Source organism: Aurantimonas sp. Leaf443, assembly GCF_001425575.1.
In the GTDB taxonomy this organism is placed as follows: domain Bacteria; phylum Pseudomonadota; class Alphaproteobacteria; order Rhizobiales; family Rhizobiaceae; genus Leaf443.
In genome coordinates, this window is record NZ_LMRD01000009.1 from 1 (window position 1) to 23,525 (window position 23,525).

Genomic DNA, 23,525 nt, shown 5'->3' on the forward strand with positions numbered 1-23,525 from the left:
TCGTGCCGATCGCGATGGAAGAGAAGCTGCGCTTCGCCATCCGCGAGGGCGGCCGCACCGTCGGCGCCGGCATCGTGGCCTCCATCGTCGCCTGACGACGGTCGCACCTCTGTGATCTGCAATCGGCGGCGGGCGCTGTGCGCCCGCCGCCGATCGTCGTTTCAGGCTCCTTTCGAGGGACGAGGCCGGTGAAGATCGCTTTCGACGTGAAGCTGCCGGTCGATCGGCTCGCCGGGGTGGAGAAGCAGTTCGCGAATTTTCTCGTGGCGACCCGCAACGATCCGCGCATCGAGACCCATCTGTTCGACCGTGCCCTCGAGGCGCGGCACCAGCTCGTGGTCGATGCGCTGGACAGTCTGGCCGCGCCGCCCTTCGACGCCCGTCGGCTCGGAAAACTGGTGGTGCCCAAGCCGCTGCGCATCGGCCGGCAGGCCCGCTACGCCCGCCGCATGGGCCTCGACGTCATCGTCAACATCAACCGCTTTCCCAGCATCAACATGGCTCGCATCGCGGCCAAGAGCGGAACGCGCTCGGTCTACTGGGAGCGGGGCGCCTCCTGGTTCCCGCAGGAGAAGGCCATCCGGAACGGCTTCGCCTCGGCCTACGACGTCTATCTCGCGAACTCGCATGCCGCCCGCGCCATGCTGCAGACGCTCTGGCACGTGTCCAAGCCGATCGAGATCCTGGCGCCGGCGGTCTGGGAGATCGACGCGCTGCCGCCGATGGCGCCGCGCGTGCTGGACGCATCCCGCCCGCTGCGCCTGGGCTTCGCCGGCCGGCTGCGCGCCTTCAAGGGCGGCGTCCTCGCCGTTCACACGATGTCCGACCTGCGGCGCAAGGGAATCGAGACCGAACTCGTCGTGGCCGGCACCGGAGACGATGTCGGCCCGATGCGCGCACAGGCCGAAGCCCTCGGGATCGCCGACGCCGTGCGTTTCCTCGGCTCGATCACCGACATGGCCGGCTTCTACGAGGGGATCGACATCCTCCTCCACCCGGCGCTGCGCGAGCCCTACGGCAACGTGATCGCCGAGGCGCAGAGCTTCGGCGTGCCGGCGGTCGTCTCGCGCATCGACGGCATGCCGGACGTGATCGAGGAGGGCCGCACCGGTCATTCCGTGCCCGCCAATGCTCCGATCGACGCTTTCGTGACGTTCGGCGCCAACGGTCTCGACGTCTACCCTCAGGTCTTCCATCCCGAGGACCGCGCGCCCGGCGCCTCGGCGCCCGGCCTTGTCGGGCCGCCCCGCTTTCCCTGGCCGGGCGACCTCGCCGATGCCGTGGCGAGCCTCGTGGCGTCGCCGGAGGCGTATCGGGGCTTCAGCGAGCGGGCGATGCGCCACGCGCGGGCAAGTTTCAGCCCGGCGGTGCATATCGACACGTTCATCGCCCACATGAGGAAGGCGGCTGCGGTCTGAAGCTCGTGCCGAACCGCCTCACGGGCGGGCGGGCCCGCGGATGTCCTCGATGAAGCCCTGGCGCACGAACGCTTCGGATCCGGCAAAGCGCTCGCTGCCGGCAAAGCGGAAATCCGTGTCCTCGCCGAACTCGGCATGGTCCACGATCTGCCGGTAGAAGAGCGAGCCGCCGAAATGCGTGCCGTCCGCCGCGATCTCCTGGAACTGCGCGACGGCCCCCTTCGGAAACTTGAAATGCAGGAGGACGGCGCGCACCGGCGCGAAGTTGCGGCCGAGCGGCAGGGGCGCGTGATGCGAGCCGCTGGCGAACCGCGTCCGCGCGTCGACGAAGAGAAGCGGGAATTTCGTCAGCCGCATGCTCGCGCCGAAGCGGCGCAGGCGAGGGCCGCCCCGGATGCCCGTGCACAGCTTGTCGTCGGCGATCGTGTAGCCCGAGCCGTCGTAGAGCGGGCAGACCTGCGTCGGCGCGGTGAACGCCGCCGTCTCTCCACCGCCGCCGCCGATGGGGCCGTCCGGATAGAGATCGATCATCGCCGCGAGCGCGCGCTTGGCGCCGCGGCGCTCCAGATCGGCGACGAAGGCGTGGACCGACCGCTCCTCGCATCCGGGGAAGACGAGATATTCGTCGGAATCGATCGAGAGATACCAGCGGTCGCGGCCGTAGAGGTCGGCGAGTTCGTCCCGCCATTCCAGCCCGCCGTCGCTCTGGCGGAAGGTGAGGGGCGACGTGTAGAGATCGACGTCGTCCTGCGCCGCGAGATAGGCGCCCGTCCCGTCCTGCGACCGGTCGTCGACGAAGGCGAAGCGCTGGATCCCGAGGGCGCGGTAATGCGCGAGAAGCGACGGCAGGTAGCCCATGGCGTTGCGCATCACGCAGAGGAGAACGATCTCGCCGTCTGCCGGCGGTGCGCCCGAACCCGCCACGTGCCGAAGAGACGGCGCCTTGGCCCCGCCGTGACGGCGGGCGAGACGCCAGTCGCGAAGGGCAAGCTTCAGACGGTCTAGGGTCGACAGACGGCCGATCCGGCACCAGTCGGCGGCGGTGCGGACGGGGTAGGGCGTGGCGTTCGGCACGATCTCGGTTTCCATGCCACCGGGGCCTAGCCTTGCGGCGGCCTGTCCGCAAGTCGCCTGCAGAGCGAGAGCGCCGGCTTTCCGCGCGCCGCGACGCGCGGGAGACCGCGTGACGCTTGCCATCGCGGGTGCGCGGATCTCCCTGTATGGATCGCGCGAACTCTCCCGTGCCATCCGGGACAAGCGTGGCGCCCTGCCGACCCTCCCGCCGGGTCGCGCGCCACGCCCGTGTCTTCGACCCATCTTGCGAGTGCGATCATGACCGCCGAACCGACCAGCCCGGCCACCGCCGCTCTGCCCGAAGACCATGCCGGCTGGCGCGCGCTCCTCGCGCGCTATCGCACCATCGTCCTCGTCGCCAACAGCGACGACGTCGATATCGCGGCCCTTTCGGCGGGCCATGGCGCGGACACGCTCTTCGTCTTCTTCAACAAGGTCTACAAGGTGCTGGACGCGCCCTTCGAGAGGCCGGCGCTTCTCCTGGCCCGCAGCAGCGCGGCAGGGGCGAACATCGTCTATCGGCGCGAGGTGGACGCGGTGCTCGGCTATTTCGGTGGCGAGGCCTTCCTCGGGCTGGTGAACCTGCGCGTTGCCTCCGGCGAGAGCTTCAGCCCGCGCGGCGACTTCGGGCCCCGGCCCGTCGGGTATCTCGATCTCGCCGGTTATTTCGACGGGTTCTACGATCCCGCCTTCGTGCCCTCCAGCGGCTTCGCGCTCGCCGTCTGGCTGGTGGAGCAGCTCCCCGATGCGACGATCGTGCTCGCCGGCTTCACCGGCCAGCGCGGCGCGAAATGGAAGATCTTCCGCGACCACGACTGGACCTTCGAGCAGATCGTTCAGCGCCTCCTGGCGAAGGAGGGACGGCTGAGCGAGGCGCGGAAAGGAGCGGGCCAGACGGCCGCGATCGAGCGCATCGCCCGGCGCTTTCCGCAGGTGGAGCCGGTCGCGCTCGTCTCCGTCGCGTCGGACGTGCTGGCGCAGCGTCTCGATCAGAGCGACGGCGCGATGGACGAGCTGATCGTGCTGACACGCCCGCAACGCCGCCTGCGGGGGCTGCTCGCGCGGCTGAAGCCGCGGACGCGCAAGCAGCGCCTTGCCGCCAGGGGCGAGGCGTAAGGTCCACGGCACCCGTGCGGCACCCCGCATTCCCCACTTGCCAAGCGGCGCCTCTGCGATTAATCGGTGTCTCGCGAGTGACGAAGGGGTATAGCTCAGCTGGTAGAGCGGCGGTCTCCAAAACCGCAGGTCGTAGGTTCGAGCCCTACTGCCCCTGCCATCGCACCACGTTCACAAAGCCGCAATATTTCTCCATCGGCCCTTGCGGGGCTTGTGAATCATTCATCGCAGCGCTAAACACGGCCCGACAGACACGTGGCGCGTGGGGCTGGTAGCCAGCCTTTTACGCGCCTTGAGCCGTGAGCGCTGTATGGCCAAGACGAACCCTTTCACGTTTCTCCAGCAGGTGCGCCAGGAAACCGCGAAGGTTTCGTGGCCGACCCGCAAGGAGACGGTGATCTCGACGATCATGGTGTTCGTGATGGTCGCGTTCGCCGCCATCTTCTTCTTCGTGGCCGACCTCGTGCTGCAGTCCGCCGTCGGATTCATCATGAATGGCGGCCTCTGAGGCGGACGTCGCAGGAGACATTGTAATTCCCATGGCAGCACGCTGGTACATCGTCCACGCATATTCGAACTTCGAGAAGAAGGTGGCCGAGTCGATCGAGGAGCAGGCGCGTCAGAAGGGCCTGTCCGAGAAGTTCGAGAAGATCCTGGTGCCGACCGAGAAGGTCGTCGAGGTTCGTCGCGGCCGCAAGGTCGACGCCGAGCGCAAGTTCTTCCCGGGCTACGTGCTCGTCAAGGCCGAGCTGACGGACCAGGTCTTCTCGCTCATCAAGAACACGCCGAAGGTGACCGGGTTCCTCGGGCCGGACAACCGCCCGGTGCCGATCTCCGAGAGCGAGGCGCAGCACATCCTGAACCAGGTTCAGGACGGCGTCGAGCGGCCCAAGCCGATGATGTCTTTCGACATCGGCGAGCAGGTCCGCGTCTCCGACGGTCCGTTCGCCTCGTTCAACGGCATCGTGCAGGAAGTCGACCAGGAGCGTGCGCGCCTCAAGGTCGAGGTGTCGATCTTCGGGCGTGCGACGCCGGTGGATCTCGAATTCGGTCAGGTCGAGAAGGTCTGACCGCAGTCCGGGCCACGGCCCGGGAAGCGCGCGGGAGAGGGACCGGCACAAGCCGGCCGGGAGCCTCGCACCGCGCAACTTGCAAGGATCGCTCCGCGCGGTCCGCCCCGCCGGCTCCGTCCGGCGCAACGATGAAGGCAGGTATCAATGGCTAAGAAAGTCATGGGCCAGCTGAAGCTTCAGGTTTCGGCAGGCTCCGCAACTCCGTCTCCGCCGATCGGCCCCGCGCTCGGTCAGCGCGGCATCAACATCATGGAATTCTGCAAGGCGTTCAACGCCCAGACGCAGGATCAGGAGAAGGGCTCCCCGATCCCGGTGGTCATCACGTACTACCAGGACAAGTCCTTCACCTTCCAGATGAAGACCCCGCCGGTCAGCTTCTTCCTCAAGAAGGCGGCCAACCTGAAGAGCGGCTCCAAGACGCCCGGCAAGGACGTCGCCGGTCAGGTGACGCGCGAGCAGGTTCGCGAGATCGCCGAGAAGAAGATGAAGGACCTCAACGCGAACGACGTGGACGCCGCCATGACCATGGTCGAAGGCTCCGCCCGTTCCATGGGCCTGGAAGTGGTGGGCTGAGACGATGGCAAAATCCGGTAAGCGCATCCGCAACGCCCGCGAGGGCATCGACCGCGAGCACCTCTATGGCCTCGACGAGGCTGTCGAGATGATCAAGTCGCGCGCCAGCGCCAAGTTCGACGAGACGATCGAAGTCGCGATGAATCTCGGCGTCGACCCGCGTCACGCCGACCAAATGGTCCGCGGCGTCGTCAACCTGCCGAACGGCACGGGCCGCACGGTCCGCGTCGCCGTGTTCGCCCGTGGCGACAAGGCCGAGGAAGCCAAGGCCGCCGGCGCCGACATCGTCGGTGCGGAGGACCTCGTCGAGCAGATCCAGGGCGGCAAGATCGATTTCGACCGCTGTATCGCGACGCCCGACATGATGGGTCTCGTCGGCCGCCTCGGCAAGGTTCTCGGCCCGCGCGGCCTGATGCCGAACCCGCGCGTCGGCACCGTGACGCCGGACGTCACCGCGGCCGTCAAGGCTTCGAAGGGCGGCGCCGTCGAGTTCCGCGTCGAGAAGGCCGGCATCGTGCATGCCGGCGTCGGCAAGGCGAGCTTCGACCTCAAGGCGATCACCGAGAATATCCGCGCCTTCGCGGACGCGGTGATCAAGGCCAAGCCGTCGGGCGCCAAGGGCAACTACGTCCAGCGCGTCGCCGTCACCTCGACCATGGGCCCGGGCGTCAAGATCGACCCGTCGAGCCTGAACCAGGCCTCGGCCTGACCCTTAACATCGGCGAGGGGCGTCCCTATATCCGCCCCTCGCCGAACGAAATGCGCTGAAGCGAAGGCTTTGGCGCGTGGGGGCCTCAGGGCCTCCTGACTGCCTGTCCGAGATTGTGGGCGAGGTTCGGTTCCGGCCGGACGTCTTAATCACGAAAGCCCGCATGAGACGGGGTTGCCGGATTTTCCGGGTGCTCGCACCCGAAGCTTCGGTTCGAACCTCCGAATGCCTTTGGCCGCCGTTCGGTTCCGCGAGGAGCCGATGCGGGATCGCCCGAGGGGACAGGATTCCCGAGCGTCGTTCGGGGACTCCCGAGCGGCAAAAGGCAACCCGGCCGAAGGATCGAAAGGTTCTTTGGCCTACTGGAGAGAGGCAGTGGACAGAGCGGAAAAACGCGAATTCGTCACTGACCTTCACGAGACCTTCGCGGGCTCGGGAACGGTCGTCGTGGCCCACTATGCCGGTCTCACGGTCGCGCAGATGAACGATCTTCGTTCGAAGATGCGCGTCGCCGGAGGCACCGTCAAAGTCGCGAAGAACCGTCTGGCCAAGATCGCTCTTCAAGGCACTGACGCAGCAGGCATCTCGACCTTGTTCGAGGGCCAGACCCTGATCGCCTATTCGCGTGATGCGGTTGCTGCAGCAAAGGTCGCCAACGATTTCGCCAAGGGGAACGACAAGCTCGTCATCCTCGGCGGAGCGATGGGAAAGACGACACTGGACGCCGACGGCGTGAAGGCTCTGGCCTCCATGCCTTCGCTGGACGAACTGCGCGGCAAGCTGGTCGGTATGATCCAGACGCCCGCAACCCGCATCGCCGGGGTTGTCCAGGCGCCCGCCGCGCAGCTCGCGCGGGTGTTCTCGGCCTACGCCAAGAAGGACGAAGCGGCCTGAGGACGGTTCCTCGCTGCTCAACTCGAAGTTCGAACCTGAAGGAAGACTACAATGGCTGATCTCGCCAAGATCGTTGAAGACCTGTCGAGCCTGACCGTCCTCGAGGCGGCTGAGCTCTCCAAGATGCTCGAAGAGAAGTGGGGCGTCTCCGCCGCCGCTCCGGTCGCGGTCGCCGCTGCCGGCGGTGGCGCTGCTCCGGCCGCAGAGGTCGAAGAGCAGACCGAGTTCAACGTGATCCTCGCCGATGCCGGCGCTCAGAAGATCAACGTGATCAAGGAAGTCCGCGCCATCACGGGCCTCGGCCTCAAGGAAGCCAAGGACCTCGTCGACAACGCGCCCAAGCCCGTCAAGGAAGGCGTCGACAAGGCCGAGGCCACGAAGATCAAGGACCAGCTCGAGAAGGCTGGCGCCAAGGTCGAAGTCAAGTAATCGAAGGGTCATCCCTACGGTTGCGACCGGAATGACGGGGCGGGACGGCTTTCAGCCGTTCCGCCTTCCGTGCTCCGGCCAAGAACATGGGGCGGCCCCGGCCGCCTCGTGACGGGCCCGCCGCCGGCGGGTCGAGGCATGCGGCTCCGGATCGGGCCGTGCGCGCCTTCGGAAGGCCCGGCTTCGGGCCCTGCGGAGACGCGGGCGGAGGATTTCGCGGGCCGAGGACGACGAGGCCTTGCGCGGGACCAGCGCGAGACCGGCCCTTCCGGCGGGTAGGGACAATGGTTCGAGCCCTTCGGTCAAGGGCGCTGTTACGAGAAGGAGCGGCGATGTCTCTTACGACAACGTTCAGCGGTCGCAGACGGGTTCGCAAGTTCTTCGGGTCGATCCCCGAAGTGGCGCAGATGCCGAACCTGATCGAGGTCCAGAAAGCCTCCTACGATCAGTTCCTCATGGTCGACGAGCCCGAGGGCGGACGTGCGGACGAAGGCCTCCAGTCGGTCTTCCGGTCCGTTTTCCCGATCTCGGACTTCTCCGGCCACGCCATGCTGGAATTCGTCAAGTACGAGTTCGAGCAGCCCAAGTTCGACGTCGACGAGTGCCGTCAGCGCGACCTGACCTATGCCGCGCCCCTGAAGGTGACGCTGCGCCTCATCGTGTTCGATATCGACGAGGATACCGGCTCCAAGTCCATCAAGGACATCAAGGAGCAGGACGTCTACATGGGCGACATGCCGCTGATGACCATGAACGGCACGTTCATCGTCAACGGCACCGAGCGCGTCATCGTCTCGCAGATGCACCGTTCGCCGGGCGTCTTCTTCGACCATGACAAGGGCAAGTCGCACTCCTCGGGCAAGCTGCTCTTCGCCGCCCGCGTCATTCCCTATCGCGGGTCCTGGCTCGACATCGAGTTCGACGCCAAGGACATCGTGCACGCCCGTATCGACCGCCGCCGCAAGATCCCCGTGACGAGCCTCCTCATGGCGCTCGGCATGGACGGCGAGGAGATCCTGTCGACCTTCTACAACATCGTCCAGGTGAAGAAGGACAAGCAGGGCTGGCGCGTGCCCTTCACGGTCGAGCGCGTGCGCGGCCAGAGCGCGATGACGGACCTCGTCGACGCCGACAGCGGCGAAGTGCTCGTCGAGGCCGGCAAGAAGGTGACGGCCCGTCAGGCCCGTCAGATGCAGGAGAAGGGCGTCAAGTGGCTGCGGGCCTCGGAAGAGGACCTCTACACGAACTATCTCGCCGAGGACGTGGTCAACCACGCCACGGGCGAAGTGTATCTCGAGGCCGGTGACGAGCTCGACGAGAAGACCCTCAAGGTCCTCGTCGACGCGGGCTATGACGAGATCTCCATCCTCGACATCGACCACGTCAATGTCGGCGGCTACATCCGCAACTCGCTGGCCGTGGACAAGAACGAGGGCCGCCAGGACGCGCTCTTCGACATCTACCGCGTGATGCGCCCGGGCGAGCCCCCGACGATGGAGACGGCGGAGGCGATGTTCCGCTCGCTGTTCTTCGACGCCGAGCGTTACGACCTGTCGGCCGTCGGCCGCGTGAAGATGAACATGCGCCTCGACGTCAAGGCGGAAGACACCGTGCGCGTCCTGCGCAAGGAGGACATCATCGCGGTCGTCCGGACGCTGGTGGACCTTCGCGACGGCAAGGGCGAGATCGACGACATCGACAATCTCGGCAACCGCCGCGTGCGTTCAGTCGGCGAGCTCATGGAGAACCAGTACCGCGTCGGCCTGCTGCGCATGGAGCGCGCCATCAAGGAGCGCATGTCCTCGGTCGAGATCGACACGGTCATGCCGCAGGACCTGATCAACGCCAAGCCGGCGGCCGCCGCCGTGCGCGAGTTCTTCGGCTCCTCGCAGCTCTCGCAGTTCATGGACCAGACGAACCCGCTCTCGGAGATCACCCACAAGCGCCGCCTCTCGGCGCTCGGACCGGGCGGTCTGACGCGCGAGCGCGCCGGCTTCGAGGTGCGCGACGTGCACCCGACGCATTACGGCCGCATCTGCCCGATCGAGACGCCGGAAGGCCCGAATATCGGCCTCATCAATTCGCTCGCGACCTTCGCGCGCGTCAACAAATACGGCTTCATCGAGAGCCCCTACCGCCGCGTCGTCGACGGCAAGGTGACGCTCGACGTCGTCTATCTCTCCGCCATGGAGGAGTCCAAGCACCACGTCGCGCAGGCCAACGCGGTCCTGAACGACGACGGCACGTTCCAGAACGAGTTCGTGGTCTGCCGCCACCAGGGCGACGTCTTCATGACGCCGCGCGAGAACGTCGACCTCATGGACGTCTCGCCGAAGCAGCTCGTCTCGGTCGCCGCCGCGCTCATCCCGTTCCTCGAGAACGACGACGCGAACCGCGCGCTCATGGGCTCGAACATGCAGCGTCAGGCCGTGCCGCTGGTGCGCGCCGAGGCGCCCTTCGTCGGCACCGGCATGGAGCCGATCGTCGCCCGCGATTCCGGCGCGGCCATCGGCGCGCGCCGCGGCGGCATCGTCGATCAGGTGGATGCGACGCGTATCGTCATCCGCGCCACGTCCGATCTCGAGGCCGGCAAGTCCGGCGTCGACATCTACCGCCTGATGAAGTTCCAGCGCTCGAACCAGAACACCTGCATCAACCAGCGTCCGCTGGTGACGGTGGGCGACCGGGTCGAGAAGGGCGACATCATCGCCGACGGTCCCTCGACCGATCTCGGCGACCTGGCGCTCGGCCGCAACGTGCTCGTCGCGTTCATGCCGTGGAACGGCTACAACTACGAGGACTCCATCCTCCTGTCCGAGCGCATCGTCGCCGACGACGTCTTCACCTCGATCCATATCGAGGAGTTCGAGGTCATGGCGCGAGACACCAAGCTCGGACCCGAGGAGATCACGCGCGACATTCCGAACGTTTCGGAAGAGGCGCTGAAGAATCTCGACGAGGCGGGCATCGTCTATATCGGTGCGGAAGTGCAGCCGGGCGACATCCTGGTCGGCAAGATCACGCCGAAGGGCGAGAGCCCGATGACGCCGGAGGAGAAGCTCCTGCGCGCCATCTTCGGCGAGAAGGCCTCGGACGTGCGCGACACGTCGAGCCGCATGCCCCCCGGCGCCTATGGCACGGTCGTCGAGGTGCGCGTGTTCAACCGGCACGGCGTCGAGAAGGACGAGCGCGCCATGGCGATCGAGCGCGAGGAGATCGAGCGTCTCGCCAAGGACCGCGACGACGAGCAGGCCATCCTCGACCGCAACGTCTACGGCCGTCTGGTCGAGATGCTCGACGGCAAGTCGGCGGTCGCCGGCCCCAAGGGCTTCAAGAAGGGCTCCGCCCTGTCGCCCGAGGCCATGGCCGAGTATTCCCGCTCGCAGTGGTGGATGTTCGCCGTCGAGGACGAGAAGCTTCAGGGCGAGCTTGAGGATCTGCGCAACGTCTATGACGAGGCCAAGAAGACGCTCGAGCGGCGCTTCATGGACAAGGTCGAGAAGGTGCAGCGGGGCGACGAGCTTCCCCCGGGCGTCATGAAGCAGGTGAAGGTCTTCGTCGCCGTCAAGCGCAAGATCCAGCCCGGCGACAAGATGGCCGGCCGTCACGGCAACAAGGGCGTGGTCTCGCGGATCGTGCCGGTGGAAGACATGCCGTTCAACGAGGACGGCACGCATGTCGACATCGTGCTGAACCCGCTGGGCGTGCCCTCGCGCATGAATGTCGGGCAGATTCTCGAGACGCATCTGGGCTGGGCCTGCGCGGGCATGGGCCGGAAGATCGGTGACATGCTCGAGGCCTATCAGCGCAGCCACGACGTGGCGCCGCTGCGGGCCGAGATCGCGCAGATGCTGGGCGACAGCGATCGCAACGAAAAGGTCGCCACCTACGACGACGCTTCGGTGCTGACGCTCGCCAAGCAGATGAAGCGCGGCGTCTCGATCGCCACGCCCGTCTTCGACGGCGCGGTGGAGGCGGACATCGTCGCCATGCTGGAGAAGGCCGGGCTGAACGGCTCGGGCCAGGTCACGCTCTACGACGGGCGAACTGGCGAGTCCTTCGACCGGCAGGTGACGGTGGGCTACATCTACATGCTGAAGCTGCATCACCTCGTGGACGACAAGATCCACGCCCGGTCGATCGGCCCGTACTCGCTCGTCACCCAGCAGCCGCTGGGCGGCAAGGCGCAGTTTGGCGGCCAGCGCTTCGGCGAGATGGAAGTCTGGGCGCTCGAAGCCTACGGCGCGGCCTACACGCTGCAGGAGATGCTGACGGTGAAGTCGGACGACGTCGCGGGCCGCACCAAGGTCTACGAGTCGATCGTGCGCGGCGACGACGCGTTCGAGTCCGGCATCCCGGAGAGCTTCAACGTGCTCGTGAAGGAGATGCGCTCGCTCGGCCTCGACGTCGATCTGGCCAACTCGCTGACCGAGCTGCCGGCGCCCGACCAGATGCCCGACGCGGCGGAATAGACAGAGCCGAAACGGTTCGCAGCCTTCGCGCTGCCCCGGACCGGCGCCCGAAAACGGGTGCCGGTCCTTCGCGCTTCGAGGAATTCAGCGGTCGGCTCTGCCACCGCGGTGAGGGGCCCGGTGCCCCAAGAGGAGAAAGCCCATGAACCAAGAGGTCATGAACATCTTCAACCCGCAGGTCGCGCCGCAGACCTTCGACTCGATCCGCATCTCGCTGGCGAGCCCCGAGAAGATCCTCTCCTGGTCGTTCGGCGAGATCAAGAAGCCGGAAACCATCAACTACCGCACGTTCAAGCCCGAGCGTGACGGCCTCTTCTGCGCCCGCATCTTCGGTCCGATCAAGGACTACGAGTGCCTGTGCGGCAAGTACAAGCGCATGAAGTACAAGGGCATCATCTGCGAGAAGTGCGGCGTCGAGGTCACCCTCTCGCGCGTGCGTCGCGAGCGCATGGGCCATATCGAGCTCGCCGCGCCCGTCGCCCACATCTGGTTCCTGAAGTCGCTGCCGAGCCGCATCGGCACGCTTCTGGACATGACGCTGAAGGACATCGAGCGCGTCCTCTACTTCGAGAACTACATCGTCACCGAGCCCGGCCTCACCTCGCTGAAGCAGCACCAGCTGCTCTCCGAGGAGGAGTACATGATCGCGGTCGACGAGTTCGGCGAGGACAGCTTCACCGCGCTCATCGGCGCCGAGGCGATCCAGGAGCTTCTGGGCTCCATGGACCTCGAGAAGATCGCCGGCGACCTGCGGTCCGAACTCGCGACGACGACGTCCGAGCTGAAGACCAAGAAGCTGATGAAGCGGCTCAAGATCGTCGAGAACTTCCTGGAGTCGGGCAACCGGCCCGAATGGATGATCATGACGGTCGTCCCGGTCATCCCGCCGGACCTGCGCCCGCTCGTGCCGCTCGACGGCGGCCGCTTCGCGACGTCGGACCTCAACGACCTCTACCGCCGCGTCATCAACCGCAACAACCGTCTCAAGCGCCTCATCGAGCTTCGCGCTCCCGGCATCATCATCCGCAACGAGAAGCGCATGCTTCAGGAGGCGGTGGACGCGCTGTTCGACAACGGCCGCCGCGGCCGCGTCATCACGGGTGCCAACAAGCGCCCGCTGAAGTCGCTCTCGGACATGCTGAAGGGCAAGCAGGGCCGGTTCCGCCAGAACCTTCTCGGCAAGCGCGTCGACTATTCGGGCCGGTCCGTCATCGTGACGGGTCCGGAGCTGAAGCTGCACCAGTGCGGCCTGCCGAAGAAGATGGCGCTCGAGCTCTTCAAGCCCTTCATCTACGCGCGCCTCGACGCCAAGGGCTTCTCCTCCACGGTGAAGCAGGCCAAGAAGCTCGTCGAGAAGGAGCGTCCGGAGGTCTGGGACATCCTGGACGAGGTCATCCGCGAGCATCCCGTGCTCCTCAACCGCGCCCCGACGCTCCATCGTCTCGGCATCCAGGCCTTCGAGCCGGTGCTGATCGAGGGCAAGGCGATCCAGCTCCATCCGCTGGTCTGCACGGCCTTCAACGCGGACTTCGACGGCGACCAGATGGCGGTGCACGTGCCGCTTTCCATCGAGGCGCAGCTGGAAGCGCGCGTCCTCATGATGTCGACCAACAACATCCTGCATCCCGCGAACGGCCAGCCGATCATCGTGCCGTCGCAGGACATGGTGCTCGGCCTCTACTACCTCTCGATCCTGAACGAGAAGGAGCCCGGCGAGGGCATGGTCTTCTCCGACATCGGCGAGCTGGAGCAGGCGCTGTTCACCAAGGCGGTGACGCTGCACACCAAGATCCGCGGCCGGTTCAAGACGATCGACAAGGACGGCAAGCCCGTCTCGAAGATCTACGAGACGACGCCCGGGCGCATGCTCATCGGCCAGCTTCTGCCGAAGAACCACATGATTCCCTTCGACATCTGCAACGAGCTGATGACGAAGAAGAACATCTCGCGGATGATCGACACCGTCTACCGCCACTGCGGCCAGAAGGACACGGTGATCTTCTGCGACCGGATCATGCAGCTCGGCTTCAAGCACGCCTGCACCGCCGGCATTTCCTTCGGCAAGGACGACATGGTCATCCCCGAGACCAAGGCTCGCATGATCGGCGAGACCCAGGCGCTCGCGAAGGAATACGAGCAGCAGTACAATGACGGCCTGATCACCCAGGGCGAGAAGTACAACAAGGTGGTCGACGCCTGGGCCAAGTGCACGGACAAGATCGCCGAGGAGATGATGGCCCGAATCAAGGCCGTCGAGTTCAACAAGGAGACCGGCCGCCAGAAGCCGATGAACTCCATCTACATGATGTCGCATTCGGGCGCGCGCGGTTCGCCCACCCAGATGCGCCAGCTGGCGGCGATGCGCGGCCTGATGACCAAGCCCTCGGGCGAGATCATCGAGACGCCGATCATCTCGAACTTCAAGGAAGGCCTGACCGTTCTCGAGTACTTCAACTCGACGCACGGCGCCCGCAAGGGCCTCGCGGATACCGCCCTGAAGACGGCCAATTCGGGCTACCTGACGCGTCGCCTCGTCGACGTGGCGCAGGACTGCATCATCACGCAGACCGACTGCCAGACGCAGAACGGCCTGACGATGCAGCCGATCGTCGATGCCGGCCAGGTCGTCGCCTCCATCGGGCAGCGCATCCTGGGCCGTACGGCGCTGGAGGACATCGTCCACCCGCTGTCGGGCGAGGTCATCGTCAAGGGTGGCGTCACCATCGAGGAGCCGGATGTCGAGAAGATCGAGAAGGCCTCGATCCAGTCGGTGAAGATCCGCTCGGCGCTGACCTGCGAAGTGCGGACCGGCATCTGCGCGATCTGCTACGGGCGCGATCTGGCCCGCGGCACGCCCGTCAACATGGGCGAGGCCGTCGGCGTCATCGCGGCGCAGTCGATCGGCGAGCCGGGCACGCAGCTCACCATGCGCACCTTCCACATGGGCGGCACCGCGCAGGTGGTGGACAGCTCGTTCCTGGAAGCCTCCTACGAGGGCACGGTGAAGGTGCGCAACCGCAACGTGGTGCGCAATTCGGAAGGCAAGCTCGTCGCGATGGGCCGCAACATGGCCATCGTCATCCTCGACCAGGCCGGCAAGGAGCGCGCCTCGCATCGCGTCACCTACGGCAGCCGCATCTTCGTCGACGACGGGGACACGGTGCGTCGCGGCCAGCGTATCGCCGAGTGGGATCCCTACACCCGTCCGGTCCTCACCGAGCTCGACGGCACGGTGGGCTACGAGGATCTGGTGGACGGCATCTCCGTCTCCGAGCAGACCGACGAGTCGACCGGCATCACCAAGCGTGCCGTCATCGACTGGCGGGCGAGCCCGCGCGGCCAGGACCTCAAGCCGGCTCTCGTCATCAAGGGCAAGAACGGCGAGATCCAGAAGCTGGCGCGCGGTTCGGACGCCCGCTACTTCCAGTCCGTGGACGCCATCCTCTCGGTGGAGCCCGGCGCCGACGTGAAGGCCGGCGACGTGCTCTCGCGTATTCCGATGGAAAGCGCCAAGACGAAGGACATCACGGGCGGTCTGCCGCGCGTGGCCGAGCTGTTCGAGGCCCGCAAGCCGAAGGACAACGCGGTCATCGCCGAGATCGACGGCACCGTGCGGTTCGGACGCGACTACAAGAACAAGCGCCGCATCATCATCGAGCCGCACGAGGACGGCGTCGAGCCGGTCGAGTATCTCATCCCGAAGGGCAAGCCGTTCCATCTCCAGGAAGGCGACATCATCGAGAAGGGCGACTACATCCTCGACGGCAACCCGGCGCCGCACGACATCCTGGCCATCCGGGGCGTCGAGGCGCTGGCGAGCTACCTCGTGAACGAGATCCAGGAGGTCTATCGCCTCCAGGGCGTTCTCATCAACGACAAGCACATCGAGGTCATCGTGCGGCAGATGCTGCAGAAGGTCGAGATCGTGGAGTCGGGCGACTCGGGCTACATTCCGGGCGACCATGTCGACCGGATCGAGCTCGCGGAGCTGAACGAGAAGCTCGAGGAAGAGGGCAAGAAGCCGGCCTCCGGCAACCCCGTCCTCCTCGGCATCACCAAGGCCTCGCTGCAGACGCCGTCCTTCATCTCGGCGGCCTCCTTCCAGGAGACCACCCGCGTCCTCACGGAAGCGGCCGTCGCCGGCAAGATGGACACTCTGCAGGGCCTGAAGGAGAACGTCATCGTCGGCCGTCTCATTCCGGCCGGCACCGGCGGAATGATGACGCAGGTGCGCCGCATCGCGACCTCGCGCGACGAGCTCATCATCGAGGACCGCCGCAAGACGACGGGCCGCGCCGAGAGCGATCGTCTCCTGACGGCGATCTCGGACGAGGCGGCCGAGTAGTTTCGGACCGACATGACGGCATAGGCGAAGGGCGACCGAGAGGTCGCCCTTTTCTTTGGCCCCTGGCTTGGATCGGATCGCCGGCTGCGGCGACCGAGGCGAGCCCGTGCACGGCAGGGCCGATACGAAAGAACCCCCGGCTCGTGTCCGAGCCGGGGGTTCCGGGGTGTTCGACCATCCAACTCCGCCGGGGGCGGAGAGACCGTCAGGCGATCAGCGCTCGATCTCGATCAGGATCTCGTTGCGGCGCATGAAGCCCGGGGTCCAGGGCGGGTTGTAGAAGGCGTATTCCGGATCGCCCTTCTGCTTCAGATTGTTGTCGGCGAGATAGTTGTAGAGCGTCATCAGCTGCTTGCTGGCGAGCGAGGCCGAGAAGTTGCCGGGGAAGCGGATGGCGGCGACGCGGCGGGCGGGAACGTCCTTCAGCGACACGTCGGCGGAGCCGGGCTCGGGCAGGCTGGCGCGGGTGAACTTCTTCGGCATGACGAAGCGAACCGCCCAGCCCTTGGTGCGGCCGTCGCCGTTGGCGAGCTGCTGCAGGACCGGCGTCGTCATCTTGATCTTCTTGCCGGCGCGGTTCTTGGCGAAGATGTAGTTGGCGAGCGTTTCGAAGCCGAGGCGACGCGCCTTCTCGTGGTAGCCGCTCTTCACCGTCTCGGCCACGACCATCGCGTCGTAGTCGCGGATCTCGATCGAGCCGTCGTCACGCACGGCCTCGTAGTCCGGCTCCTCGGAATGATCCTGAACCTTCTTCGTGACGTAGTAGGCGACGCCGATCGCGGCCACCGCGCCGCCGACGACGAGAAGGCCGGTCAGTTCCGGCCGGTCGCGCAGCTTGTCCACCGCACCGCGGGTCTGGTAGCCGCGGCGAAAGCTCGTCGAGCGCGGCAGGCGCAGGCTCGGCAGGTAGTCGCCGGCCTGGGAGAGATAGCCGCGAGCGTCGTCGAGCCGCTCGCCGGCGTCGTCGCGCAGGGTCGCGATCTGACGGCGGGCCTCGCTGGAGGAGGGCACCGACCAGCCGGTCAGGAAATCGGGCATGTAGCGCGAGAGGCCGTGGCTCTCGGTGTGGAAGGGCAGGTTGCGCGAGACGGCGCGGCGCAGGCGTTCGGCGCGCGAAGGACGCGGGTCGAACCGCTCGACGAGCCGCTCCTCGAGGTCGCCGATCCGCTCGCCGATATCGCCCAAGGCGTCGCCGAGGCGCTCGTAGACGGTTCGCTTGTCGCCAAACATTGAAAACTCCTGGATTCGAACAATCGACGCACCGTCACCGGGACGGACGCCGCAACGAGAATGCGAAGCGCGAAAACCGGCGCTTCACGATCGCTGCCATAACGCCGCATGCCGGGGTTGGTTGCCTGTTCCGCTTCGCGCTGCGGACGATCCGGCCCGGCGGCTCAGGGTGTCGGGGACGTGGATCGGACGAAGGAGCGGGCCGGACGTGCCGCTTCCGCCGGGACGTTCAAGCAACCGAAACGATCGGCGTGCATTATGCGGACATCGGGTTTCGACCTGATACTCCAGCCAAAACCTTGGGCGGCCTCGAGCCGCCCTTTTTTTGTCCGCGGTCCGGGTCAGCCGAACGCGTCGAGAACGGTGCCGAGGCCGCGGTCGAGACGCACCGGCTCGATGGGCTCGACGCCGCGACGGGTGGCGGCGACGAAGCGCAGGCGGCGGCCGTCCTCTTCGATGACGACGGCGCTGAGGATGCCGGAGAAGAAGGCCCCCGTATCCATCGAGAGGCGGTTCTCCGTGGCCGTCGGACGGCGCGCCTTCTGCGGCGTGTGTCCGTGGATCACCACATGCGACAGACGCCCGACATGCTTCATGAAGGGCGCGCGGATCCAGATGCAGTCGTGCGGGTCCTGCGCCTGCAGCGGACGGGATGGATCGACGCCGGCATGGACGAAGGCGAAGCGCTCGGTGAGGACGATCGGCGCCGCCTCCGCCAAGAGCTGGAGATGGGCCGGGTGGAGGGTCAGGATCGCCTGGCGGGCCGCCTCCAGATCGAACGATCCCCGGCCATAGGAGGCGAGGGTCTCGCGTCCGCCCTGGTCGAGCCAGGTTTCAGCCTCCTCGAAACCGGGTTCGCTCAGGAAGCGCCGGAACCACTCGTCGTGATTGCCGAGGAGAAGGCGGGAGGCCGGGCGTGCCTCCCGTGTCTCGATCACGAGATCGATGACGCCGGCACTGTCGGGCCCGCGATCCACGAGGTCGCCGAGAAAATAGACGGCCGCGGCCGCGCCGGCTTCGTCTTCCAGACGGGGCAGGGCACCGAGAAGGCGGCGCAGAAGGTCCGACTGCCCGTGCACGTCGCCGATGGCGACGACGAGCGGTGGCGTCTCGACGATCACACCGGCTCGCTGGCGCCGCCCGTCCGGCGCCAGGCGCCGAAGCCCCCGGCGATATGGGAGACGTCCGAAACGCCGTTCGCGACGGCGAGATCGGCGGCCTTGGCCGAACGCCCGCCGGCCGCGCAGTAGAAGAGGAGGGGCGTGCCGTCCGTCAGCCGCGGCTCGTGTTGCGGGTCGGCGGGGTCTAGGGCCACGGCGAGTTGGCCGAGCGGGATGTTGACGGCGCCCGGAATCTTGCCGCTCGCGGCAAGCTCGTTCGGCTCGCGCACGTCGACCACGACATGGCCGCCGTCGGCGATGGCCCTTGCGGCCTCCTCGGTGTCGAGCGTCGCGAAGCCGGGCGTCTTGTCCATCGGTCGGGGGCCTTGTCGAGAACGGGAGGCTAGAAGGACCAGGTGCGGGCCTTCGAGATCAGGAAGTCGCGGAACACCTTCAGCTTGGCGGCCGAGCGCATCTGCTCGGGATAGCAGAGATAGGTGTCGAAGGTCGGCAGGTCGAGATCGGGCAGGAGCTGCACGAGCTTCGCCCGCTTGTCGATCATGTAGTCCGGCAGGAGCGCGAGCCCGATACCGCTCTCGATCGCCGAGCGGATCGCCATGAGATTGTTGATCTGCAGGATCGGGCTGCGGCTCTGCCCCTCGGGCAGGCCGATCGTCTCCAGGGTGTTGAGGTTGCGCAGGTAGTTGGGCGCGGGCTCGCCGAAGGTGATGAGCCGGTGGTGGCCGAGATCGTCGACGGTCTCGGGCGTGCCGAAGCGCTGGATATAGGCGGGCGCCGCATAGACGTGGAGATGCACGGTGAAAAGGCGACGCTGGATGAGATCGGGCTGCTGCGGCTGGCGCAGGCGGATCGCCGCGTCCGCCTTGCGCATCGTCAGGTCGATCTCCTCGTTGTCGAAGACGAGCTGCAGTTCGAGTTCGGGATAGAGTTCGAGGAACTCCTTGGCGCGATCCGTCAGCCAGCCGGAGCCGAGGCCGACCGTCGTGGTGACGCGCAGCTTGCCGGTCGGCTTCTCCCGCGTCTCGGTGAGCTGCATGCGCACGTTCTCGAGGCGCTTCAACACCTCGTTCGCAGTCTGGAAGAGAAGTTCGCCCTGCTCGGAGAGCATCAGGCCGCGCGCATGCCGGTGGAAGAGCGGCACGCCGATCTCCTGCTCCAGCGCGGCGACCTGCCGGCTGATCGCCGACTGGCTGAGATTGAGCGCGTCCGCGGCATGGGTGAAGGACCCCGCCTCCGCAGCCGCGTGGAAGATCCGGAGCTTATCCCAGTCGAGAGCCATAGGTCGTCATCCCCGAACGGCCAACAGCAGAAGGCGTCACGCCTTCGGCTACTCCGCTGCCTGCCGTTCCTGGTCCGCCTCGCGGGCGGCCAGCCATTTCTCCGCCTCCAGCGCCGCCATGCAGCCCATGCCGGCCGCGGTCACGGCCTGCCGGTACACGTCGTCGGCGACGTCGCCGGCCGCGAAGACGCCGGGAACGGAGGTGCGCGTCGAGCCGGGCTCCACCCAGAGATAGCCCGAGCCCTTCTGCTTCAGCTTGCCCTGGAAGAGCTCCACCGCCGGCGCATGGCCGATGGCCACGAAGACGCCATGGGTCTCGATCTCGCGCGTCTCGCCGGTGAGGCGATCGCGCAGCCGCACGCCGGTGACGGACTTCATCGGAGTCGAGACCCCGAGGATCTCGTCGACCTCGGCGTTCCAGATCACCTCGACATTGTCCTTGGCGAAGAGACGCTCGCGCAGGATGCGCTCGGCGCGGAACTCGTCGCGGCGGTGCACGACCGTCACGGACTTGGCGATATGCGAGAGGTAGAGGGCTTCCTCCACCGCCGTGTTGCCGCCGCCGACGACCACGACGTCCTTGCCGCGATAGAAGAAACCGTCGCAGGTGGCGCAGGCCGAGACGCCGAAGCCCTGGAAATGGTCCTCGCTCGGCAGGCCGAGCCACTTGGCCTGCGCGCCGGTCGCCACGATGAGCGTGTCGCAGGTATAGACTGTGCCGCTGTCACCCGTCAGGCGGAAGGGGCGCCGGTCGAGCTCGGCGGAGACGATCAGGTCGCCCACCAGCTCCGTGCCGACATTGACGGCCTGCGCGCGCATCTGCTCCATCATCCACGGGCCCTGGACGGGCTCGGCATAGCCGGGATAGTTCTCGACGTCGGTGGTGATGGTCAGCTGCCCGCCTTCCTGCAATCCGGAGATCAGGACAGGCTTGAGCATGGCGCGGGCTGCATAGATCGCCGCGGTGTAGCCGGCAGGTCCCGAACCGAGGATCAGGACTTGGGTATGGCGCTCGGTCATGGCGGGCCTCATGGAAACGACATACGCCAGATGGCGTCCGGCTTCTCGTCGTTCAATAGACGAGGGGTTGCCCGGCTGCAACGGCGAGCCGTGCAAAGAGCGCATGGCATGAGGGAGATCCCGGTGGAACGGCAGCGCGCGGGCGAGCGGCGGAGCATCCCCGTCGCCTATATCAATCTCGATCGCGCCGGCGAGCGCCGCGCCTTCATGGAAGCCCAGGGGCGCCGCCTCGGGCTGGATCTCGAACGCCTGCCGGCCGTTTCCGCCGCCGACGTCTCCGACGCGCAATACGAGACGCTCTCGACGCGCTGGGAGCGGCGGCTGACGCGCATCGAGCTGGCGCTGCTCCTGTCGCACCGCGCGCTTTGGATCCGCGCCCGCGACGAGCCCTCGGGCCTCGTCATCCTGGAGGACGACGCCGTGCTTTCGAACCGGTTGCCGGCGTTCCTGGAGGCCGGGGCGCCGCCCTACGACCTCGTCAATCTGGAATATTTCGGCCGCGCGAAGTTCTTCCGCGGCGCGTCGGCGAACCATGACGGCTTTCGCCTGTCGCCGGTCGTCCGCGACAAGTCGGGTTCGGCGGCCTATTTCGTCTCGCCGGACGGCGCGCGCAAGCTGCTGCGGGCCGTCGAGGCCCACGCGGCCCCGTCCGACGCATTCCTTTTCCGGTCGGGCCGCGTTCGCATGGCGCAGGCCGAGCCGGCGCTCGCCGTCCAGGCGCATGTCCTCGCCGGTCTCGGCGTCGAACCGGGCATCGCGACGGTCACGCAGATCCACGAGCCGCGCCCGCGCATGGCGGGGGAGCGCCTGAAGCCGGCTTACTTCGGGCGCCGGCTCGCGACGCAACTCGGGCTCCTGCCGCTGCACCTGCGCCGCGCGCTCGACGTGACGTTCCGCAAGCCGGCGATCGACGTGGCCGATTTCGACGGCGCCGTCGCCGATCAGGTCGCGCCGCCCGCGTCGTCCATCGCGAAGAGCCGGGCATAGACGGCGGCGAGTTCGTCGGCCTCGCGCCGGAGCGGGAACCGCTCGCGCACATGCGCCAGCGCCGCGGCGCCGGCCGTGCGGCGCAGGGCGTCGTCGGCGAGATAGGGCTCGATGGCGGCGGTGAGCGCCTTGGCGTCCCCGGCCGCGACGACGGCGCCGGTCACGCCTTCGCGAATGAGCTCCCGGAAGGCGCCGGCATCGCTGGCCACGACGGGCACGCCGCTCGCCATGGCCTCCAGCGGCGTCAGGCCGAAACCTTCGTTGCGCGGCGGCGCCACATAGAGGTCGAAGCGGCGGAACCAGGCGGCGATGTCGTCCACCTCGCCGACGAAGACGATGCGGTCGGACAGGCCCGCGTCGGCGATCCTGGCCTTCAGCGCCGCTTCGAAGGCGGCGTGCTCGGCCGTGGTGCGTCCGGTGACGACGGCCGTCCAGCCGACATGGCGCGGCAGGAGCGCGATCATCGCCTCGACGAAGAGGTCGGTGCCCTTCTGGTGCCGGATGCGGCCGGAACAGCCGACGATCCGGCGCCCGGCAAGAGCCTCGACCACCGGGCCCGCCGGCGGCGGACCGTCCGGCGTGAAGGCCGTGAGGTCGATGCCGTGCATCACGACCGTCGCGGGCCGTTCGAGGAAGGCGGCGCTGCGCCCGCTCGTGGCGACGACCGCGTCCATCCGTCCGATGAGGAAGCGTGTCCAGGCCGTGTGGCGACGCTGGGCGGCGGAGGTGAAGAGGAGGCGCAGCGGCATGCGCAGGAGATCGCGCAGGACGAGGCCGAGCAGCATTTCGGTGTTGCGCCGCGCGTGCCAGATGCGGCGGGCGCGCCCGGCTGGCCGGCGCCAGAGCCCGGCAAGCGCGCGGTAGGGCAGGCGCGGCACCGAAGGGGGAAGGACGTCCGGGCCGAAGGAGGCGATGGCGTGCCGGTGCGCCTGCAGCGGCAGGAGCTGGACGATGGTGGAGGTGACGCCCGAAAGGCGCCGCTTGAGGTTCGGCGCCACGATCTCCACGTCCCGCGCCCGCATCCGCCCAGCCCGCATGCCCTGTCCGTTCGCCCGCAGGCGCCCTCTCGCAAGCAAAAGGCCGGGCGTTCCGCGCCCGGCCTCGAAGATCGTCCCGGAATGCGAAGGAAGCGGTGCCGCGGAGGCCCGCGCCGCCTCCGGAGCGCTCAGACCCAGCGCACTTCCAGGACTTCGTAGGAGCGCGAGCCGCCGGGCGCGGAAACCTCGACCGTGTCGCCCTCGGTCTTGCCGATGAGCGCGCGGGCGATGGGGGAGGTGATGGAGACGCGGCCGGACTTCACGTCGGCCTCCTGCTCGCCCACGATCTGGTAGACCTTCTCCTCGTCGGTATCCTCGTCGACGAGCTTCACCGTGGCGCCGAACTTGATGCGCTCGCCCGAGAGCTTGGAGACGTCGATGACCTCGGCCCGGGCCGTGAGGTCCTCGAGCTCGGAGATGCGGCCCTCGTTGAGGCTCTGCGACTCCTTGGCGGCGTGATATTCGGCGTTTTCCGAAAGGTCACCATGGGCGCGGGCTTCCGAGATCGCCGCGATGATGCGCGGGCGTTCCTCCTGCTGGCGACGACGCAGCTCCTCGCGGAGCGTGTCGAATCCGCGGACCGTCATCGGGACCTTTTCCATGGTCTCACCTTTCGCTGTCCGGCCCATCGGCCGAAACAATTTCCTTCAGCCCGATCCGGCGGATGGCCGATCGGGAATCATCACACGTCGAACGGAGGACGCCGGCCGTCCCGAACGGGGGCCGGTGATGACATCGGCAATCCGTC

19 protein-coding genes, 1 tRNA gene and 1 pseudogene are annotated in these 23,525 nt (G+C 67.2%); 13 read left to right on the forward strand and 8 right to left on the reverse strand.

The genetic code is table 11. The annotated features are described in order from the left end of the window. Positions 1-95: pseudogene (locus ASG48_RS17990) on the forward strand (elongation factor Tu); the annotation flags it as partial. A gap of 93 nt (positions 96-188) precedes the next feature. Continuing rightward, complete coding sequence (locus tag ASG48_RS13555) at positions 189-1,418, forward strand: glycosyltransferase (RefSeq protein ID WP_055850736.1); 1,230 nt, start codon at positions 189-191, stop codon at positions 1,416-1,418. Positions 1,419-1,436: 18 nt separating this feature from the next. Here ASG48_RS13555 and ASG48_RS13560 read toward each other — a convergent pair whose 3' ends face one another. Further along, positions 1,437-2,507: a glycosyltransferase family 2 protein gene (locus ASG48_RS13560; RefSeq protein ID WP_055850739.1), complete on the reverse strand. Its 1,071-nt coding sequence runs from the start codon at positions 2,505-2,507 to the stop codon at positions 1,437-1,439. 243 nt (positions 2,508-2,750) lie between these two features. Between ASG48_RS13560 and ASG48_RS13565 the strand changes: the two genes are divergently transcribed. From ASG48_RS13565 to rpoC, 10 genes are all read left to right on the forward strand, one after another. Beyond that, positions 2,751-3,608, forward strand: a complete 858-nt coding sequence (locus ASG48_RS13565) for a 3-deoxy-manno-octulosonate cytidylyltransferase (RefSeq protein ID WP_244486903.1) — start codon at positions 2,751-2,753, stop codon at positions 3,606-3,608. Positions 3,609-3,692: 84 nt separating this feature from the next. Beyond that, a tRNA-Trp gene (locus ASG48_RS13570) sits at positions 3,693-3,768 on the forward strand. Positions 3,769-3,918: 150 nt separating this feature from the next. Beyond that, positions 3,919-4,116, forward strand: coding sequence for a preprotein translocase subunit SecE (gene secE, locus ASG48_RS13575; RefSeq protein WP_055850742.1), 198 nt, complete (start codon positions 3,919-3,921; stop codon positions 4,114-4,116). A gap of 31 nt (positions 4,117-4,147) precedes the next feature. After that, entirely contained in the window at positions 4,148-4,678 is a 531-nt protein-coding gene (nusG, locus tag ASG48_RS13580; RefSeq protein ID WP_055850744.1) for a transcription termination/antitermination protein NusG, read from the forward strand. 147 nt (positions 4,679-4,825) lie between these two features. Continuing rightward, entirely contained in the window at positions 4,826-5,254 is a 429-nt protein-coding gene (gene rplK / locus ASG48_RS13585; RefSeq protein WP_055850747.1) for a 50S ribosomal protein L11, read from the forward strand. A gap of 4 nt (positions 5,255-5,258) precedes the next feature. Continuing rightward, complete coding sequence (gene rplA / locus ASG48_RS13590; protein ID WP_055850751.1) at positions 5,259-5,963, forward strand: 50S ribosomal protein L1; 705 nt, start codon at positions 5,259-5,261, stop codon at positions 5,961-5,963. A 375-nt stretch (positions 5,964-6,338) separates the two neighbouring features. Then, on the forward strand, positions 6,339-6,857 hold the full coding sequence (gene rplJ / locus ASG48_RS13595) for a 50S ribosomal protein L10 (protein ID WP_055850754.1): 519 nt from the start codon (positions 6,339-6,341) through the stop codon (positions 6,855-6,857). Between the two features lie 51 nt (positions 6,858-6,908). Beyond that, positions 6,909-7,286 carry a 50S ribosomal protein L7/L12 gene (rplL, locus tag ASG48_RS13600; RefSeq protein WP_055850757.1) on the forward strand — a complete coding sequence of 126 codons (378 nt, stop codon included), beginning with the start codon at positions 6,909-6,911 and terminating at the stop codon, positions 7,284-7,286. A gap of 332 nt (positions 7,287-7,618) precedes the next feature. Next, the gene (gene rpoB, locus ASG48_RS13605; RefSeq protein WP_055850759.1) at positions 7,619-11,758 is read left to right on the forward strand and encodes a DNA-directed RNA polymerase subunit beta; all 4,140 of its coding nucleotides are present in this window, start codon (positions 7,619-7,621) and stop codon (positions 11,756-11,758) included. Positions 11,759-11,900: 142 nt separating this feature from the next. Then, positions 11,901-16,103, forward strand: a complete 4,203-nt coding sequence (rpoC, locus tag ASG48_RS13610) for a DNA-directed RNA polymerase subunit beta' (protein WP_055850762.1) — start codon at positions 11,901-11,903, stop codon at positions 16,101-16,103. A 213-nt stretch (positions 16,104-16,316) separates the two neighbouring features. Here rpoC and ASG48_RS13615 read toward each other — a convergent pair whose 3' ends face one another. The 5 genes from ASG48_RS13615 to trxB all read right to left on the reverse strand — a co-directional run bounded on the left by ASG48_RS13615 (position 16,317) and on the right by trxB (position 20,753). Beyond that, the gene (locus ASG48_RS13615) at positions 16,317-17,333 is read right to left on the reverse strand and encodes a heme-binding protein (protein WP_055850765.1); all 1,017 of its coding nucleotides are present in this window, start codon (positions 17,331-17,333) and stop codon (positions 16,317-16,319) included. A 341-nt stretch (positions 17,334-17,674) separates the two neighbouring features. After that, entirely contained in the window at positions 17,675-18,454 is a 780-nt protein-coding gene (locus ASG48_RS13620; protein ID WP_055850767.1) for a metallophosphoesterase, read from the reverse strand. Beyond that, positions 18,451-18,807, reverse strand: coding sequence for a rhodanese-like domain-containing protein (locus ASG48_RS13625; RefSeq protein WP_055850770.1), 357 nt, complete (start codon positions 18,805-18,807; stop codon positions 18,451-18,453). The genes ASG48_RS13620 and ASG48_RS13625 overlap by 4 nt, the downstream gene beginning before the upstream one ends. A 29-nt stretch (positions 18,808-18,836) precedes the next feature. Beyond that, positions 18,837-19,733, reverse strand: coding sequence for a LysR family transcriptional regulator (locus tag ASG48_RS13630; protein ID WP_055850774.1), 897 nt, complete (start codon positions 19,731-19,733; stop codon positions 18,837-18,839). Between the two features lie 48 nt (positions 19,734-19,781). Continuing rightward, a complete protein-coding gene (gene trxB / locus ASG48_RS13635) occupies positions 19,782-20,753 on the reverse strand; it encodes a thioredoxin-disulfide reductase (protein ID WP_055851338.1) in 972 nt (323 codons plus the stop codon). Between the two features lie 108 nt (positions 20,754-20,861). On the opposite strand from trxB, the gene ASG48_RS13640 reads away from it, so the two are divergent. Further along, a complete protein-coding gene (locus tag ASG48_RS13640; protein WP_055850777.1) occupies positions 20,862-21,740 on the forward strand; it encodes a glycosyltransferase family 25 protein in 879 nt (292 codons plus the stop codon). Here ASG48_RS13640 and ASG48_RS13645 read toward each other — a convergent pair. Next, positions 21,695-22,777 carry a glycosyltransferase family 4 protein gene (locus tag ASG48_RS13645; RefSeq protein WP_244486904.1) on the reverse strand — a complete coding sequence of 361 codons (1,083 nt, stop codon included), beginning with the start codon at positions 22,775-22,777 and terminating at the stop codon, positions 21,695-21,697. The two genes, ASG48_RS13640 and ASG48_RS13645, sit on opposite strands and share 46 nt — an antisense overlap. Before the next feature lie 128 nt (positions 22,778-22,905). Continuing rightward, positions 22,906-23,379 (reverse strand): transcription elongation factor GreA, encoded by a 474-nt coding sequence (gene greA / locus ASG48_RS13650; protein WP_055850785.1) that lies wholly within the window; start codon positions 23,377-23,379, stop codon positions 22,906-22,908. Between the last annotated feature and the right edge of the window lie 146 nt (positions 23,380-23,525).

Coding starts and splice junctions, on each gene's coding strand:
- greA (WP_055850785.1), bottom strand. CDS start 23,379: ATGGAAAAGGTCCCGATGACGGTCCGCGGATTCGACACGCTCCGCGAG.
- rplA (WP_055850751.1), top strand. CDS start 5,259: ATGGCAAAATCCGGTAAGCGCATCCGCAACGCCCGCGAGGGCATCGAC.
- rplL (WP_055850757.1), top strand. CDS start 6,909: ATGGCTGATCTCGCCAAGATCGTTGAAGACCTGTCGAGCCTGACCGTC.
- ASG48_RS13630 (WP_055850774.1), bottom strand. CDS start 19,733: ATGGCTCTCGACTGGGATAAGCTCCGGATCTTCCACGCGGCTGCGGAG.
- rplK (WP_055850747.1), top strand. CDS start 4,826: ATGGCTAAGAAAGTCATGGGCCAGCTGAAGCTTCAGGTTTCGGCAGGC.
- ASG48_RS13625 (WP_055850770.1), bottom strand. CDS start 18,807: ATGGACAAGACGCCCGGCTTCGCGACGCTCGACACCGAGGAGGCCGCA.
- ASG48_RS13640 (WP_055850777.1), top strand. CDS start 20,862: ATGAGGGAGATCCCGGTGGAACGGCAGCGCGCGGGCGAGCGGCGGAGC.
- ASG48_RS13615 (WP_055850765.1), bottom strand. CDS start 17,333: ATGTTTGGCGACAAGCGAACCGTCTACGAGCGCCTCGGCGACGCCTTG.
- secE (WP_055850742.1), top strand. CDS start 3,919: ATGGCCAAGACGAACCCTTTCACGTTTCTCCAGCAGGTGCGCCAGGAA.
- rpoC (WP_055850762.1), top strand. CDS start 11,901: ATGAACCAAGAGGTCATGAACATCTTCAACCCGCAGGTCGCGCCGCAG.
- ASG48_RS13565 (WP_244486903.1), top strand. CDS start 2,751: ATGACCGCCGAACCGACCAGCCCGGCCACCGCCGCTCTGCCCGAAGAC.
- nusG (WP_055850744.1), top strand. CDS start 4,148: ATGGCAGCACGCTGGTACATCGTCCACGCATATTCGAACTTCGAGAAG.
- ASG48_RS13560 (WP_055850739.1), bottom strand. CDS start 2,507: ATGGAAACCGAGATCGTGCCGAACGCCACGCCCTACCCCGTCCGCACC.
- rpoB (WP_055850759.1), top strand. CDS start 7,619: ATGTCTCTTACGACAACGTTCAGCGGTCGCAGACGGGTTCGCAAGTTC.
- trxB (WP_055851338.1), bottom strand. CDS start 20,753: ATGACCGAGCGCCATACCCAAGTCCTGATCCTCGGTTCGGGACCTGCC.
- ASG48_RS13645 (WP_244486904.1), bottom strand. CDS start 22,777: ATGCGGGCTGGGCGGATGCGGGCGCGGGACGTGGAGATCGTGGCGCCG.